This is a genomic window from Levilactobacillus lindianensis (genome assembly GCF_003946095.1).
GTDB lineage: Bacteria > Bacillota > Bacilli > Lactobacillales > Lactobacillaceae > Levilactobacillus > Levilactobacillus lindianensis.
The window spans coordinates 55,930-73,844 of sequence record NZ_RHOD01000005.1 but is presented as its reverse complement, the minus strand read 5'-3'; the positions used below and the strand labels follow the sequence as shown (position 1 = coordinate 73,844).

At 49.5% G+C, this 17,915-nt stretch carries 9 protein-coding genes; 2 read left to right on the top strand and 7 right to left on the bottom strand.

What is annotated here, in order from left to right:
- The first annotated feature begins 122 nt into the window (after positions 1-122).
- Entirely contained in the window at positions 123-815 is a 693-nt protein-coding gene (locus EKM70_RS03040; protein WP_125545132.1) for an SDR family NAD(P)-dependent oxidoreductase, read from the top strand.
- A gap of 204 nt (positions 816-1,019) precedes the next feature.
- Positions 1,020-1,763, top strand: a complete 744-nt coding sequence (locus EKM70_RS03035; protein ID WP_125545130.1) for a sulfite exporter TauE/SafE family protein — start codon at positions 1,020-1,022, stop codon at positions 1,761-1,763.
- Between the two features lie 159 nt (positions 1,764-1,922).
- Here EKM70_RS03035 and EKM70_RS03030 read toward each other — a convergent pair whose 3' ends face one another.
- The 7 genes from EKM70_RS03030 to EKM70_RS03000 form a co-directional block, all read right to left on the bottom strand.
- Entirely contained in the window at positions 1,923-3,119 is a 1,197-nt protein-coding gene (locus tag EKM70_RS03030; protein ID WP_125545128.1) for a multidrug effflux MFS transporter, read from the bottom strand.
- Between the two features lie 267 nt (positions 3,120-3,386).
- On the bottom strand, positions 3,387-5,420 hold the full coding sequence (locus tag EKM70_RS03025; protein WP_125545126.1) for a collagen-binding domain-containing protein: 2,034 nt from the start codon (positions 5,418-5,420) through the stop codon (positions 3,387-3,389).
- 192 nt (positions 5,421-5,612) lie between these two features.
- On the bottom strand, positions 5,613-7,718 hold the full coding sequence (locus EKM70_RS03020) for a MucBP domain-containing protein (RefSeq protein WP_125545124.1): 2,106 nt from the start codon (positions 7,716-7,718) through the stop codon (positions 5,613-5,615).
- A 280-nt stretch (positions 7,719-7,998) separates the two neighbouring features.
- Positions 7,999-10,266, bottom strand: coding sequence for a MucBP domain-containing protein (locus EKM70_RS03015; protein WP_125545122.1), 2,268 nt, complete (start codon positions 10,264-10,266; stop codon positions 7,999-8,001).
- A 269-nt stretch (positions 10,267-10,535) separates the two neighbouring features.
- Positions 10,536-12,719, bottom strand: coding sequence for a MucBP domain-containing protein (locus EKM70_RS03010; RefSeq protein WP_125545120.1), 2,184 nt, complete (start codon positions 12,717-12,719; stop codon positions 10,536-10,538).
- Between the two features lie 331 nt (positions 12,720-13,050).
- Positions 13,051-15,243: a MucBP domain-containing protein gene (locus EKM70_RS03005; protein ID WP_164506311.1), complete on the bottom strand. Its 2,193-nt coding sequence runs from the start codon at positions 15,241-15,243 to the stop codon at positions 13,051-13,053.
- Between the two features lie 388 nt (positions 15,244-15,631).
- The gene (locus EKM70_RS03000) at positions 15,632-17,782 is read right to left on the bottom strand and encodes a MucBP domain-containing protein (RefSeq protein ID WP_164506310.1); all 2,151 of its coding nucleotides are present in this window, start codon (positions 17,780-17,782) and stop codon (positions 15,632-15,634) included.
- Positions 17,783-17,915 lie beyond the last annotated feature (133 nt).

Genomic DNA, 17,915 nt, shown 5'->3' with positions numbered 1-17,915 from the left:
AACCCCACTAAGTCAACTTTCTTATTGAAATCTCATTTTTCTCTCCCTTCAACCTAATGATTGCTTTATAATGGGAGCAGGATGGTTAATCCTAAAACTAGTTTCTTTAAGGAGTGAGTCACGTGGTTGAACAATTAGCGAATAAAGTGGCTATCGTTACCGGGGCGGGGTCTGGTAAAGGCCAAGCCATCGCGGAACTCTTCGCCCACGAGGGGGCCAAGGTCGTTGCCGCAGATAGCAACGCCGAACGACTGGATCAAGTCGTTTCAAAGATTAAGGATGCGGGTGGTGAGGCCGTGGCTGCCGTCGCCGATGTAACGAAGGAAGCCGACGTCGAAGATATGGTTCAGACCGCCGTTAAGCAGTACGGCCATCTTGATATTCTGGTGAACAATGCCGGAATGCTCGATAAGCTCGCTCCCGTTGGCACCCTCACCAACGAGCTTTGGGATCAGGTCATGACGGTCAACACGACCAGCGTGATGATTGCCACTCGAGAAGCCTTGAAACTCTTCACCGAACAAAAACACGGCGTCATCTTAAATATTGCTGCCGTTGAAGGCACTACTGACAACCGGGCCAGTGCCGCGGTCGCCGCTTCGAAACACGCCGTGGTTGGTCTCACAAAGAATACGGCCTACATGTACCAGAACGTGGGTATTCGGACCAACGCCATCGCCCCAGGTGGGGCCGACGCAGACGAGGAAAGCTTGAACATCCCCGTTGCCCCTAATGGTAACGAGATTGCACAGACTGCCCTCTTCCTGTGTTCCGACATCTCCAGTTACGTTAATGGTGTGGTCGTTCCAGTTTAATCGCTTATCTATAAGTAAGGAGTCGTGGCTAGCCACGGCTCCTTCTTTGATCGAATTGAATGACTAGAAATCAACGTTCACAAATATTGACCTATTAATTGCCAGCCAAGCCTAACGCAACGGCTTCAGCAGAAGGTTAATTGATCTTCGCCACCTAAAAACATAGACTAGAAACTAGTACCTCTATGAAAGGAGTCTGGTCTCATGGTTTGGATTACTTTACTGGTCACGGGGTTCCTCGTGGGCCTCTTTGTCCTATCGACCGGCGGTGGTGGCGCAGCGGTCTACCTCGGGTTACTAACCACCGTCTTCCATCTCAGCCCAGCGGTAGCCGCGGCAACATCCTTGTTCACGGCCTTCCCCTCGCTCCTGGTTGGTGCCTATGGTCACTATCGGACTGGTCAAATTCACTTTCGTGTCGGAAATCAAATGCTGCTTGCGGCTATTCCTGCGACCATCGTTGGTGCCTTACTTTCACCGGTCATTCCTCAAAAGCTCTACACTTGGCTCGTGGCGGCTATTCTCTTGCTACTGGGCGTTCAAATTCTCGTTAAAATCCTCATCAAGAGTGCCCAACGACCCGCAAAACATAAGTCGCTTCAGGCCGTTCTTTACGGAATTGTCAGTGGCTTGATGGTCGGGGTTGCCGGCCTATCTGGCGGTGGCCCGATCATCGCCGGGCTCTTGGCACTGGGTCTCGACATGGTCCCGGCCGCCGCAACCTCGGCTTACGTCTTGGTTGGAACGTCCTTCGTCGGTCTACTCTTCCACCTCTCAGCCAACAACATCGACTGGAGCATTGGCATCTGCCTGATGATCGGGGCTGTTCTAGGCGCCATCTGTGCCCCAAGACTCTTAGCCAAGGGTAATCCTCAAAAACTAAACGCCATCATGAAACCACTTATGGCCCTGCTATTAATCGTCATGGGAGTCAAAATGGTTCTCTAAAAGTGGTCAAACAAAGCACCTGTCACCAAGCCACCGGACAAATTCGTTCGGTGGCTTTTTCGTGTTGTAGACACCTGAAGATAACAATGTTATTCACAATTCACACAACCTCGCAAAAAGCGCCCCAGACCAACAGGTCCAGGGCGTTCATTTTAACTTTTAATCATCCATTTCAACCGTACGAGACTGCTGTGGCACGACTTTCACGTCAACCACGAGTATCACCACACTAAGTCCCAGCACATACCAAGGCAGGGTCGTAATGGCCCCATTATGCAGGCAGCTCATACCAAAGGTCATCCCACTCACCAGCAGGTAATACCCCAGGCTGAACCAACCACTGGCACTCCCCATCACGTCTTCGTAACCCACTAGTGCCCGATTCAGAGCATTGGGCAAGACAATATTAAGCCCCAGGAACGTCAAAAAGATACTGACCAGCATCAGTCCAGGATACTCGCCATACGTCGTTAAAACGAACGTCAGGGCGGCTACGACACTAAATAGAAGTCCCCAGCGAGTCAGCTGTTCCGGCGACCACCAGGTCAGTAGACGATTCACCAGAATCGCGCCCAAAAGGCTGGCCCCAGCGAGTACCAGGCCCAGCCAGCCGTACTGAACGGCACTGAAGCCGAAATGATTCACAAAGATAAAGGGGGCCTCGGCATAGTAACTAAACAGGATACCGTTGATACCTCCAATCAGCAGGCCATAGGCCCAAACCACAGGATTGCTAACGAGCCGTTTAATCACCTGAATCTGAGAAGCCGTGGCGACGCGATCATCGGCCGGTTGGGTTTCCGGTAGCCGCCACCAGGCATAACCCCCAACAACAACGGCGAGCGTCACCAATCCGGAAAACACACTCCGAAACCCCCAATAGGTTTGGAGAACGCCCCCGATTAACGGCCCTAAAGCGGGGGCTAACGCCATGGCCGCGCTGGTGCGCGCGAAAACCTTGGCACCAATCACACCACTGAAACTTTCGCGCATGATGGTCTGGGTCACCACAGAACCCGCACTGGCCCCAAATGCTTGGATTAGCCGACTCACCAGTAAGAGTCGGAAGTCACTGCTTAGCAACAAACCAACATTTCCCAATAGGTACACGCCAATCCCAGCCAACATGGCTGGACGCCGGCCCAAGCGATCCGCGAGTTGTCCCCAGACGAGGACCCCCACGGCAAAGGCAACAAAGTAACTACTCATGGTTAACTGCGCCCGATTAGCACTCACTGCAAAGGCTGTTTGCAGAAATGGTAAAACCGGGGTAAAAATGGATTCGCTGATTTGTGGAAAACCAACGAGGGTAATGATCAGTCCCAAGGACGGAACTGATCGACGGACGTTTTTCATTATATTTCTCCTTAAAATTTACTTTGCGGAAAAACGTCCTTGGCCGTCTGCGGGGACACACGCCATTAATACGTTTAAACTCATGGGTTGTCACCCCTTTCTGTTAGATGTCGTTCTACCATACGGGATCAGAGTCTACCTTGTCAAGCTGTGGAGACGACAAAACAGGAACTGCGATCGTTATCGTAGTCCCTGTTTCTCTTTGAATTTCTATTGCCGAAACGTGTGCCTGGAGGGCAGTCGGTTCCGCCCTCCATCACATGCTACTTAATTGTGACGCTGTTGCCGCTTGAAAATCAGGGCACCTAGAACCCCCGTCAGCAAGGCTAACCCCACGACTTGCATCGTCCGGGGACTAGTTTCATCGGTTTGTGGCAATTCGCCAAGGTCTGCGAGAATCCGGTTGCGCATCCCCTCGAGTTCATTCAACAAGGCGGTATCACCGTGGGCCTTGGCCCAAGCAATCGCCGAGTCAATTTCATTCAAAACGGCTTCTTCAGCGGTGCGGGAATCTTCCTCCTCGGCATCGATCATATCATCCCAGATATCCTCAATATCTTCGTCACCATAGTTTGGCCGTTCGTGTTCGAACTCTTCTTCCTCTTCACCATCATCCGTATCCGGTTCCTCAACATTGGGATTTTCGATGTTGGGTTTGTCCGTTCCTGGACGCTCAGGCATTTCAATGCCAATCCCCGGAATCGTCACTGGCTTATCGTAATCATCCGGATCGGGATTCTCATCCTCATCGTTGTGGTCTTGGAGGTCCCACCGGTGGGTTTCGGCGTTAACCACGACCCGCTTGCCAATGATATTACCATCTAAGTTCTGGTTAACCGTAATGTCTGCGGAAGGTGCCAGCACACTCCCTTGGAATGGGGCATCGACGATAAGATTGCCGTTAAACTGTTGGTCGTTAGCCGACCGATCAATGAAGTTCCACAGCAAGTGGTTGTCCCCGAAGTATTCCGTTTCATGGCTATTCCGGTCACTTCCGTCACTGTAAGTAATCTTGATCGGTGAGTTGACGTGGTAGTCCGCTTGACTCCCGGTATCCACGTTAATAATCACCGTGGTCCCCGTCTCTTCTGGTGACAGGCCGACGATCTTCAATGGCGTATTGCCAGCTAAAACATCTGGCGAAAGGTTAATAATGATTTGGTTGTTGGCGTTAGGTGTCATGTCACTCACGTCAATGACCCGGTTGTTCAAATCATCGAAGTCGCCATTGGTATAGCTGGCTTCACTAGCTTTACCACCCAACGATTCATTCAGGGCCTTAAGCTTTGCGAACTCGGCATCGAAATCAATGTAGGTCTGCCCATTCTTATCCTGATACGTTTCGGAAGCCAACAAGTGATCGATGTAAACGCCATTGACCATTGGTCGGTTAGGATTGCTGATATCAACTGTAATTCCCTCACCGAAGACCACTTTGTTTTCTCGCGTGTCCCCTTTAGAAACGAAGGAACTGCCGGCAATATTGCTAAAGTTCTGTATGTAAGAAATATCCTTGTCGAGCAGTTCTTCTATCACGTTGGTTCCGAAGTTTACATTACCGATCAAGTTCCGAACGGCAATGTTTCCGTTGGTGTGAGAATTCAATTCGGCTTCCAATGCGAAGATATGGAACATGGAAGAAACCCCGAGGATATTATCCAAGTTGCCATAGTCATCGTAGACGCTCCCACCATCTTGAACGGCATCGTTATCATAAGCCGAAATAGCTGAGGCGTCGGTATTTCTGGAACGAGCTAACTTAGTTGCAGCCTTGGCAGCGGCAATAGCCGCCTTCAGGTTGGCCTTCTGCTGGTCAGAAAGAATTCCTGACAAGGCCTTGATGCCACTAACTGGAGACTGTGCAGGTGCTTGAACCTTATCAGTCGTCTCCGACTTGTCAGCTGGCTTCTCAATAGCCTGCTCTTTGTCTTGAGTCTTAGTCACATCAGTTTGGCTGTCAGCGGTACTTTCCTTTGTGGCGTCATCTTTCGTGGAACTATCTTTCGAGCCATTATCTTGACTATCACTAGTCTTAGACCCGTCAAGCTCACTCTCACTGTCAGACTGGCCATCCTGCTGAGACTGGCCATCCTTGTCAGAACCTTGCGTATCACCCTGGCTAGACGCCAACTTGTCACTCGTCGCGTCAGCTATTTTACTGGTCTGCTCACTATCATGCCCCGTGGTTGCGGCCTCTGCCGTGACGACGGAGCCCCCACCAATAACCAACATGAGTGCACAGGCAAAGACCCACTTACGACCTGCCTTGTACATCTTAAAATGCGTCCGTTTCGTTTCCATATCGATTAAATCCCTACCTTTCCTAGCAGTATTCACCTTCCATTCTCACCCTGGTACAGTCAGAATTCAATGCTATTTTAAAATTATTTTTGTCCAAAACTAATTAATGGCGTGTTGATTAAGTCGTACAATTATCTTCCTATAAGCTCACTAAAAAGAGGATCACGACCAACGTCGCGATCCTCTAGTATTTTAGTTGCGTTTACGTCTGAAGAACAGTCCTGTGACACTAGTGCCAAGTAATAGGAGTAGTCCCAGTAAAGGTGAAACCGCCTTGTCAGTGGTTTGTGGCAAAGTAGTCTCTGCCTTGGTTGCTTGAACCGGTGCGGCTAATTTAGTTGCCTGACCACCAGTTACTGGTGTCTGACCGGATACCTTGGCTGTGCTCACAACCTTGTCCGCAGTGCCACCTGAGGTCACTGGCAACTTACCGGGTTGGCCCGGCTTGTCGGATTGACCTGGCTTGCCGGGTTTCACCGGCTTTTCTGGTTCGGGGTTAATTGTCGCTCCCCCACCACCAGTCGTGACTTCAGCATACGTGAACGTCACGGTTTGACCGGCTGTGGTATACGTCCCCGTGGCACTGTTATTACCCGTAACCTGATATCCTTCAATTTCCGGTGCCGTAATCGCGTAGCTGTCACCGACTGTCCCGGTTTGAGTTGTCTGGCTAAGAACCTTTCCAGACTGATCAACACTGACTACCGTCACGGTTCCCGTTTCGGTTGGGGTTGGTGTTGGACCAACTGGTTTCTCAACGGCTTTGTAGGTGTAGACCACGTTGATTGGGTCCGTACCATACGTTCCTGTAGCATTAGTCGGTGTGGTGAGGAGCTTATAGCCCTCAATATCAATCGGTGTCGTGGTATAGGCATCCCCCACACTACCTTGTGCTAAGGTCGTGGTGGGACTGAGTTGCTTGCCAGATTCATCCTGGTAGGAGACGGTCACAGCGGCCGCCGTAACTGCCATCGTGTAGGGCTGAATGACCATTAAATCATATGCCCCTTGGTCATAATGGCCAATCATGTAATAGTAATTGTCCATTGGGTAAATCTTGACCCAATCGGCATCCGGATAGACGGTAATCCCGGGTTTTTGTGCCGGAATATTCGTAAAGTTCAAGCCACCATTGCCATCCGAAGTTGCGTCACCGGCTGGGAAGTAAATCCGCCATCCCAGCTTCATTGGGTTACCAGCCACCCATGATGTATGTTCATCGTAATGGGCATCCGTATAGGGGATTAAGTCAATCCTTCCGGTCGGCGTTGATGGACTAATTGCCATATGGTAATCTTCACCCGGTTTCAACGCAATTGGTGGCAAGATCAGCTGTTGATAGGCCGTCGAGTAAATCCATAACTTTTTGAATTTACTGTATGGCGTAAAGTCAATAATTGAATTATAAGCGAGGTCGAGTTCCGTCAGATCTGTTAAGTTTTCCAACGGTGAAATATCTTGAATTCGGTTGAACTGGACATTAACTCCAGTTAGCTTGGTTAAATCCTTAACTGGGCTGAGATCAACAATGTCTCCACGTAGCATTCCTGGATAGCCTTCGTTACCTTCCAAGTCTAAATATGTTAGATTTTTGGCATACTGTAGGCCCTCAAGAGAAAATGCCGTGTGACCATCAATATAGGTGTTCATGCCGTTGGCGACTGGACCGCCATCCGCCTGAATCATTTTCAACAGTAGCATGTCATCTTGCGTAATGTCATCGACACTCTCCCAAGTGCGGTCCTTGTTTTGAGCCTGAAGATCCATCAAAACAATTTTCTGCAACGTCTTATTGGGCATCCAGGTATCAATCGAAGTATCGGCTGGAACCGCAGCCTGTGGCGTTGCAACAACGGGAGTCGCCATCATCCGTGACTGGGGCCGAACTGTCGACTTCGGCGTCGTGGTTTCTTCTACCTTTTCATCGTCTGCCTCACTTGTACCTTTTTCAGGAGCTGGCGTAACCGGTGTCGTTTTTTCTGGTGTCTTGTTGGTTGAATCCGATGTCGCCTTTTTATTAGGGGTCGTCACCTTTTCTGGATTAACCGACTCAGGATCAACACTATCTGGCGTTTGTTTTTCCGTTGTATTCGACTGGACGCCTGATTGTTCATCGACATCGTTATCAGTGACCATCTCCGTCTTATCTGTGGGATCAGTTACCGTTGCCGCGTGGGCACTAGGCGCAACCGCCATGCCCACCCCTAAAGCAATAACAGTAATGCTGGCGTAAACCCAGCGTTTCCCTGCCTTATAACTCTTGTAATGTGTCTTCATTTCCCCGATATGTTTACTCATGATGTCGTCCTCCCTAGTGGACAATCGACTTAAGTTTTGTAATGTTACACATTTTGTTGTTTGGATAAGTTTCTACCTTCATTATACCCGAGAACGCTGTTAAATCAAGAGATCACTAGTTTTTATAAAATAAACAAGGCCTATACGTTTTCATGGAATAATGATCGTTGAAAAGGACGATTATTACCTCGAATTGGTAATAATCGTCCTTTTCAAAAAATTAGTCTCATTACTGCTACTTTCCCAGTTTTATGGGCAGTGTCGTCATCTTTCAAACACCTTAATGCCGGCGGCGACCCCACCAGCCCCAAAGACTGCCCAACAGGAGCACACCACCCAGCCAGGCTGCAATCGTCCGTTGTTCATTGGTCTGTGGCAAGCCAAAAGTGTGGCTTGGCGTTGCGTCATCATAATCACTCCAGCTGGTCGCTGGCCCCACGGAGGACGTACTGCCAATCTGACCGGATTCTTCTCCTGTGACCATATCGCCATCCCCGCCAGAAACCGACTCGGAACCAGCGTTATCTGAACCCGGCTGATTGGGATCCTCGGTATCCGTTGTTTCATCCGGATCAAGGCCCCCGTCCGGATTCTGTGGATCAACTGGATTCACCGGTGGTTGGGGATCCGTCGGTGTCGTGATCGGTGGCGTCACGCCACCATCACCATCCCCACCGGTCGAAATTGGTGCGTAAACATAAGTGATCTCAAGATCAGCTTCGCCATAGGTCCCGGTTGACTGGCCGATAGTCTTGACCAGCTTATAGCCGTCAATCACCAAGGCTTCCGTTTGGTAGGCTTCCCCAGGTAGGCCAGTTAACACAGTGTCTACGTGTAAGTCCTTTCCCGCTTCATCTTGATAGTGAACCGTCACCTTGTGCTTCGTCACCACTGGTTCCGCCTTACGATAACGGTAGATGACCGTCGTTGGCTCTTTACCGTACGTTCCCGTGGCGTTCTTCGGTGTTTCAATCAACTCGTAATTCACGATACTTGCGGGTTCAGTGGTATACGGCTGGCCCACCTCCCCGTCTAAAGTCGTTGGCTCGGCAATCGCCTGGCCCTTTTCATCCTGGTAGAGCACCTCAACCGTCGACTTCACGGCTTGTTTCTTGTAGGTAAACGTCACCGTAATCGGGTCCTTACCAAAGGTTCCTTGGGCATTCTCAGGGCTCTTCACCAGATCATAGCCAGGAATATCGATTGGTTTCGCCGTATAGGTTTCCCCCAGCATCCCCTCCAGCGGTGCCGCATCCGGTGCGACCTCTTGGCCATTTTCATCGTGGTACTGCACCGTAACCGGCGCGGCAACATCTCCCAGCCTGTAAGGTTGCATCAACAAGAAGGCGTAATTGCCATCATCGGTCACATACTGCGCATTGAGATAATACTTATCAGGCAAGGGAATGACGCCCGGGCCAGTAATCCCTGGCTCTTGATCCTTAATCTCTGAAAAGTCGAGACCACCCTCGGCATCTCCGGTCAACTCGCCTCCTTTAGCGTAAAATTGGAACGTTTTATCCTCATCCTCATCTGCGTAATAATGCCAAGCCGTCACATTTTTGGCAACTGGGTTTTGAGCAAACGTGCCATCTTGGAGCTTAATACCAGAATTAATATGAGCCTTCCGGGTCTTTCCATCCACTATAATGGGGTTCCGACGTTCAAGATATTGAAAACGGAACTGGCTCGTCTCGTAACTTATCCCCTTTAACGGCGAGAAGTCTGAAATATGGTTAAAGGTCAGGTCCAACCAGGTCACATTCTTCAGATTGGCTAATGGTGAAATATCCTCAATCTGGTTATTCTGCAAGAGCACCGTTGTGAGCTTGGTCAGCTTGGCCAATGGCGAAATATCTACGAGGTTCCCAAACATTTGCTGCGGGCCATCGCTCATCCCGCCACCACCAAAGTCCACGGTTTCTAAATTTGTCGCGTACTCAATGCCTTCGATTGAATATTCCGATCCATCAGGATTGTAAGTTGATTCGCCATCTTCACCACCCAAGGCTCCCACATAAATCCCCTTGAGGCGCTTCATATCCTCCTTGGTAATATCCGCAACGGAATTCCAAGTTGGCTCGTCATCTGGCACTGGTGATAAGTTTTGAAGCTGATATAAAACGGCCCGTTGTAATCTTTTATTGGGCATCCATTGATCGATGGATTCGCTTTCTTTTTTGCGTTGCCGTGGCTTGTCGGTCTGAACATCTGCCGGGTCACTCGTCTTTTCCACCGAACTATCGTCGCTGGTTGTGTCGGCTTCACCGCTCTCCTCAGTTGTACTATCAGCCGGCTCCTCAGTAGCCGTCGTAACCGTGTCTTCGGCTGATTCGGCCGTGACAGCCTCACTACTTGCCGTCGTAGTGGCAGCTCCAGAAGCCGCGCTCGCACTCTCCTGTTGCACCGTCGTCGCTGACGTCGCCGCATGCCCCACGAGTGGCGTGCCGACCGAACTCCCTAGGCTCGAAAGGATGGCGACGGTCATCAACCACCCCTTACCACGATTAGACGTTAGCTTAAACCCTTCCTTTTCTCCCCAATACATCCTGTTTCCTCCTAAAATTCATTTCATAATAAGCGCATAAATTCAGCGTTTTTATTATGAAAATGATAATTAATCATCACGACTTTCGTGTACGCGCAGTATAGCCTATCTGATCGAAAAAATCTAGTATAAGATAAACAGTTCATAGTATGCTGAACAGGCCTAACCAATTACCTTTTAAGCCGTCACTGGGGGTCGTGATCGGTTCAAAAAAGGACGTGCCCGTTTGAGCGCGTCCTTTTCCAGATTCAATTTAAGCATCTATAAAACTAATTGTGACGGCGTAACCAGCCACCTAATCCCAACGTTGTCAGTAACGTTACCAATCCCAAAACGATTGGTGAAAGTTTCCGCTGTTCATTGGTCTGTGGCAAGCTAACTGCCTGGTGACTCTGGGCTGGTTCACCCGACCGCTGGGTACTTAACGGCGTCACACTGGCCTTCGTTGCCTTAACAGCCGGTGTTGCCTTAGCCGACTTTGCTAGCGTTGCGATCCCTGCCGCTTGTCCATCATCGGACTTAAGCGCTGCCTGCTGCCCTTTCTTCGATGGGGTTACCGGCTTGTCTGACACGACGTGATCACCGTCATTACCGCTATCACCCACAGTATAGGTAAAGGTAACCGTATCACCCGCGGTGGTGTAAGTTCCACTAACACTGGCCTTGCCCTTAAGCTTGTAGCCAGCCAATTGATCAGCTTGTGCAGTGTATCTATCGCCAACGGTTCCCGTCATCGTCCGTTGATGTAAGACCTTCCCTTGCTGATTAACTTCAACAACAGTGACCGTTCCGGTCTGCTGACTCGGTGTGGGATCTACTGGTGTGACCGGTGTGACCGGCGCATCATGGGTAATCTTGAAGGTGATAAAGCCAACGTATCCGCCGAGGTCATTGTCGTAACTCTGATTCATAATCCCCAGCGTGTAACTCCCAGCTGGTGTATCCAGACTAGCAATCAGGTTAAATCCTAATGGATTCGTAGGATCCGCCACCTTAACAAAGTTGGCGGTTGCGCTCGGCTGACCGGCCGCCCAAGTTAAAAAGTCGGCTTTGCTATCAGCGTCATTCAAGTCACCCGAAACAATCCAGGCCCCATTAGAGAAGCCATAGGTGATAAAGCTCTCGTCGGGATCGATCTGGCCAGTCTTCATGTCTTGAATCCCCGCAACCACACCGGTTAAGGGATCAAAGGTTTGATCTGGTCCAACCAAGTTATAAGTCTTGCCGTTTAAGAACTGATACCAACTATAATTATCGCCGGCTTGGCCGTTGTCATTATAGAAGGTGAGTAATCCCGAAGACAGACGGTTATAGTATTCCCGGAAATCCGAGACCTTCAAGTTTTTCAAGTCTGGTAGTGCCCCACTGAAGTCATTATTGGAAATATCCAACTGATCTAACACCGGCCAATCTCCAAAGTTAGGCAACGTTCCCGACAGTTGATTATTCTCCAAGTTGAGACGGTCCAGAACCGGTAGATTCCCCAGATCGGGCAAGGTTCCCGTCAACTGATTATTACTAAAGTTAATAGTCTCTAGCTTTTGATAAGCAGACAAGTCTGGAAAACTTCCTTGGAGGCTATAGTTAAGGCCCAAATTCGTCAGGGCTGTGTTTTGGCTCAAGTGGTCTTTCATAAATTGCGCAGCATCCGTCAAGTGTTGGCTGTCACCAAAGTAAGTAAAGAACCGCAGATTGGGGGCAAAGGAAAAGTCTGGCAGAATGGATGCCGGAATCTGTTGATTCGTTGCCGCAAACGAGGTCAGATTCGTAAAGTATTGTAAGCCCTCAAATGAGGCCACGCCAGTAGCTGCGGGGTAACTAGAGTCCCCAGTATCCAGGATTAAATTATGATCCAGATATGTCGACAAATTGGCATCCGTCACGTTCTCAAAAACGCCCGGGCTCCGTGTCAAATTACCTTCGACCCAAGTCCGTAGACCTGCATCGGGCATCCATTTCGAGGCGTCCTGACCGACAACACTGGGTGTGGTCTCCCGTGGGGTGATCTTTGCCATCCGAGACATCCCCTGAACCGACCCATTGGTAACGACTGGTGTTTCTGGTTCTTGCGGGTGATCCTCTTTTTCAGATGTCGTCGGATCAGTTGTTTTTGTTGGTCCTGGCGTCGTAACTGACGGCTTTTCTGGTTGGTCTTGGTTGACCGGATCAGTGTCGCTCTTGGCCGGAGCAGGCGTTACTGCTGGTTTCGTTCCTAGTGCCACTGTTTCAGCATCTGTCTTCACAGGCACAACGTCATCCGGCGTTGCCGACCGTTCGCCACTCTGCGTCGTTTCGACTGCCGGATCAGCACTCGTAGCCGCGTTAGCAGTATTTGTAGCTCCCATAGCACCCAAACCAAGTGCCGCAACCGTGAGACAAGCGTAAACCCAGCGCTTGCCTGCCTTATAACTCTTGTAGTGTTCCTTGGTTTCACCTAAATTTAATTGACGCATAATCGTGCTCCTCCCTGGAGAACAACCTGTTCGTCACAACCCGTTCTCGCTAAACGTTCAATTACGAACCTTTCTACGGACCGTCAGTCTACTAGTCACGCTGGCAAGTCACTGCCAAGCACCCCTTTTTGTGAGTTCCCTTGGTCTCATAAACTTGAATTACCACAAATTAGTCGAAGTGTGGTAACCCCTTTAACTTCATTGTAGGTCACCCCACAATAAGTTCAAGATAGAATCGTTTATTGGCAGCAACTAATTCGGTGACTAAACATACTAAAATTCGACCTAAAGAAAAAGGACCAGCATGGCTGATCCTTTCGAATTGATACAATTAGTCTTGCTTCCGCCGTAAGGCCAGCCCACCGAGACTGAGAACCGTGCCCAATAAGGCTAATCCCCAGGTAGCTGCCGTCCGGTGTTCATTCGTTTGTGGCAACGTGGTTGCATTAGTCGTCTGCGCAGATGATGCTAACTGTTGTTGATGAGCTTGGGCTACATGACTCGTCCCAAGGCTTTGAACCTTACCAGTCGACTTAGCAGTGACAGTTGCCGCCTGACCACCCTTGTGGGTTGGCGTTTGCTGGTTGTCCGTCTGCTTACCCGGCTTGTCTGGCGTCACAACGACCTTATCGCCATCCCCACCATTAGTAACGGCGGCATAGGTAAAGGTAATCGTTGATCCAGACTGGGTATAGGTTCCGGTAACACTAGCGGGACTGGTCAACTGGTAACCATCTAACTTGTCGGCAGTTGCCGTGTAGGTATCTCCAGCGGTCCCCGTCAAGGTCTTGGTGCTCAAGGTCTTGCCATCTTGATCGACGTTAACGATGGTAATGGTCCCTGTCTGAACGGGATCGACTGGGGTACCTGGATCAACTGGTGTCTCCGGATCAACCGATGCGTCACGTGTAATCTTGAAGGTAATGAAGGCAATGTAGCCTCCGTTATTGTACTTGTCGTTAACCACACCCATGGTGTAAGTTCCAGGCTTAACATCCTTGCTAGCAACTAAGTTAAAGCCAAACGGGTCATCAGTCGTCGCTTGTCTCTGAAACTGGGATGAAACATCCTGTTGACTGCCTAACCAACTGATCAGTTGGTCTGACGTAAAGGTTGGATCTGGTTCACCGTAGTAGACCTTACCGGCACCATAAGCATAGAGGAAGAGACTATCCGTTGGATCGAATTCCCCGGTCTGCGCGTCCTGAATACCTGAGACAACATTCTTAATTGGATCAAAGGTGTTCTTGTCATCCGTCAGATTATAGGTTCCACCAGTCAAAGTCTGGTACCAAGTATTGATAGCTCCTGGCATGTTGTTCAAACCAGAACTGAAGTGATTATACGTGCCATCAAAGTTTCCAATAAAGCCCTTGAAGCTTGGCAAGTCACCGGTCATATTATTGTGGCCGACCCAAACATCACTCAACCGTGGCGTACTCCCATAGACTGGGTTCAACGTGCCACTTAACTGATTGTTTTGAACATAGAGATCTTTCATTTGAGTTCCCGTAACCAGATCGGGTAACTCTCCAGTAAGCTGGTTGTTAGCGACGTCCATAATAACGACGCTCGTTAATCCCTTGAGTGGCGTCAAATCACCAGTCAAATGGTTCAAACTCAGGTCCAACCGATAGAGCTTATCGTAAGCTGAAAGGTCAGGTAAGTTGCCCTTCAATAGATTGTGAACTACCAAGAATTGAAGATTCTGATTACCACTCAGATAGGTATTCATGAAAGTCTGGGCATCAATATCAGCGGGGGCCCCATTGGCATCGCCTTCATAGGCGAATTCAGTCATGTTAGGCGCAAAGTCAAAGTTAATGAATCCATCCTTTGGATAGTAATGTAAGATGACATGGTGCAAGTTAGTGAAATACTGCAGGCCTTCCAGGTTTTGAATCTTGAGGTTGCCCGTGTAGTTATTGTCGTCCAAATCTAGCTGTTCGCCAATGTACTGGTAAAGATCGGAATCCGTCGCTTTAATATAGTGGTTAAACAACAAAGCCGATTTGACCATGTCCCGTAACCCTGCATCTGGCATCCATTCTGAAGCATCCTTGCCTTGAATTTCTGCTGGATCATAGGCCTTTACCGCAGCGGCAGCCGGTACCGCCATTCTACGCATATTCTTTGGCATTTCAGTCTTTTCAGGTGTCGTCACTGGTGCTGGTGTTTCGTCTTTGTCTGGCGTTACCACTGGTGCCGGTGTTTTATCTTTGTCTGGTGTGGGCGCTGGTGTCTTATCCTTATCTGGCGTCGCAACCGGAGTCTCACTATCTGTTACCGTCTTTTCGTTTTCTGTAGTTGTCGTTAATGTGTCACTCTTAGACGTTGCATCTGGATCAACTACCTGTGTTTGCGTGGCTTCAGTTCCTTGAACGTCAGCCGCGTGAGCGGTAACGTCCATCCCCGTTAAGCCCAACCCCATTGCGACAGTTGCAATTCCGGCGAAAACCCACCGCTTGCCTGCCTTGTAACTCTTGTAGTGCACCTTAGTTGTTGTTAGTTCGTTGTTCCGCATGATAAACTTCCTCCTCGCAAAGTTTGACATTGCCCTAGTCTGTCTCACCCAGTCGTTAATCCACGGCTACAAACAGTGTTTGTAGCTTTTATATAATCGGCTCATAGGTTAAATATCAAGCTATGATTACCACAAATTAGTAAATGTGGACAACTACTGTCACTTTTATTGTAACCGCTACCGAAAAAAGTTCAAGGGGGGTTATATCGGAGCATAACTAATAACCCTCTGTTTAACCGCCACCCCCAGCACCGTAAACCCTTTAACTAACCTTTTTTAACCACTTTGTAAAAAACGTCACAATAAAAATTAGCCTTAAAATTAACTCTCACTGAAACTAAAAAACGGTTGGCATTATAGTTCCAACCGTTTAGGAATTAAATTAGTTTTATTGTTCTTTCCGCTTCGTACCGGCTAAGCCTAACAACGACCCTAGTAGGACGACGATGCCCCACAGACCCGCGGACCGGTGTTGTTCACCCGTTTGCGGTAAGGCGGTCTTGGCTGAGTTGGTTGCCGGACGACTGGCTAAGTTGGTCGTGCCACCCTTGATGGGATCCTTACCCGTGACAATCTGATCGCCACTGCCGCCATGATCGGTATCTGGTGTCGCGGTATCACCGTCGTCGCCACCCTCATCGGTGTCCGTCCCTGGCTCATCCGGGTCAATCAGGTCGCCACCACCACCGATATCTAATGGTGCATAGATATAAGTGACCGTGATATCACCCTCACCCAGGGTACCGGAAGCATTCCCTGGCGTTTCAACCAGGGCATACCCCTTAACCGTGACGGGACTCGTGGTATACGTCGTCCCCTGCTTACCCGTGAAGACCTGGTCCGGAGCCACGGTCTTGCCATCCGCCGTTTGATAATGTACGGTGACCGTCACGTCGGCTGCCGGATTAACCACTGGTGGGTCAACCGGATCCGTCTTAGGTTCATAGATGTAGTAGACATCCGTCGTCCCTTCGACGTACTTTCCAGTAGCGTTAGCTGGGGTCTTCGTCAGCGTATAGCCCTCAATTTCAGCTGCGGTCGTCGTGTAGTCATCGCCAATGAAGCCATCGTCAAGAACCACATCTGGTGCTAATTCCTTACCATTTTTATCTTGGTAGTGGGCGGTTACAGTCCCGCCCATATCACCGATGACGTAAGGCTGAATGACCCCGACATCAACGGTGTAACCACCAGGGAACTGTGTCGTGACCGCACCCGTTAAATAGAAGTTCTCGTCGAGCGGGTCAATGTTAAATCCGGGATACTCGGTAATTCCTGGAATCTGATCCTGTATATCAGTGAAGTTCAGGCCACCTGCACCATCGACGGCTGCGGTCCCTCCATTCCAATACAGCTTGTAAACCAAAGAAATCGAATTTCCCGATCCCACAACTCGGTCGGGATAAGCAATCCCATTACGTGCTTCCAGCGGCACAATCTCACCGTTTTCGTTCTTGAATTGGAAAACAAGGTGGGCCTTTCTGGTCTTGGCGTTGATCTTAATTGTTGGTAAGAAGACCACCTGGTTTGTGGCACTGAAGGTGCTAAACTTACGGCCAGCGATTGGCGTGAAGTCGGAGATCGCGTTAAATTGCAACTGGAGTTTCGTGATGTTCGTTAGATTTTCCAGTGGTGAAATATCTTCGATTCGGTTCTGTTGGAGATAGACCGTTTGTAACTTGGTCAGGTTCGCTAGTGGTGAAATGTCGACAATGTCGCCATAATATTTCTGAGACGCATAGTTAAAGTTGGTTCCCATTTCAATCCGAGTTAGGTTAACGGCGTACTGCAGCCCTTCGATGGAGAACGGCTTGCGGTTGTTGTAGGTGTCGATTCCGCCAGATTCATTGGACCCATAGGCCACCAGACTGGTTAACAAGGCCATGTCATCCTTGGTAATATCGGCCACGCTATTCCAAGTCTTGCCTGGGTTTTGCTTTCGTAGTTGTAATAAGACGACCTGCTGGAGCTTCTGATTGGGCATCCATTGATCAATTGTCTCAAGATCCTTAGCCGCAATCTTAGGGGTCGCTACTGGTGCTTGGACGGATCTGGCCAGTCGCTTAACTTGTTTCTCAATTTGCTCTTCAGATTCGTTGTCCTTGATTGGCTCGACCGTAGTCTTGTCGTTGGTAGCCGTCTTTTGCTCGTCGTTGTGAACGGTTACATTTTCAGCAGTTTTGTCTACTTCATTTGGCTCTTCTACCACTTCTTGCTTCGTTTCGTCCGACTGTTCAGCTTGCGCTCCTGGTTCTCGGGTCGCTTCTTGACCCTTTTCGTCGTCTTGATCCTGAGTGGTGTCCGGCTGAGTCACCCCTTCGGCCTCTACCTTGGGTGTCGTCAGCGTAACATCCCCAGTCGTGGTCTTCTCGCTCCCCTGAGTTGTGGTTACGCCACCGTCATCGGTCGTATCGGCGTGGGCAGCCTGTGGTGCCGCAACACCCAGTGCTAACGCTGTCGTCACAATCCCCGCGAAAACCCAGGTCTTCCCTTTCTTGTACATCTTGTAGTGAACGTTTTGATCTTCAGAATGAAACATCATAAGCCCTCCTCAAATGTGCCTCAACTTTATTCAATACCCGCATGAATGATCGGCAGCGTCCCTATTAATTCCAGTTAACTATGTTGCCTGATCACAGCTTCATTATAACGGGTATTATCAAAAAAATCTA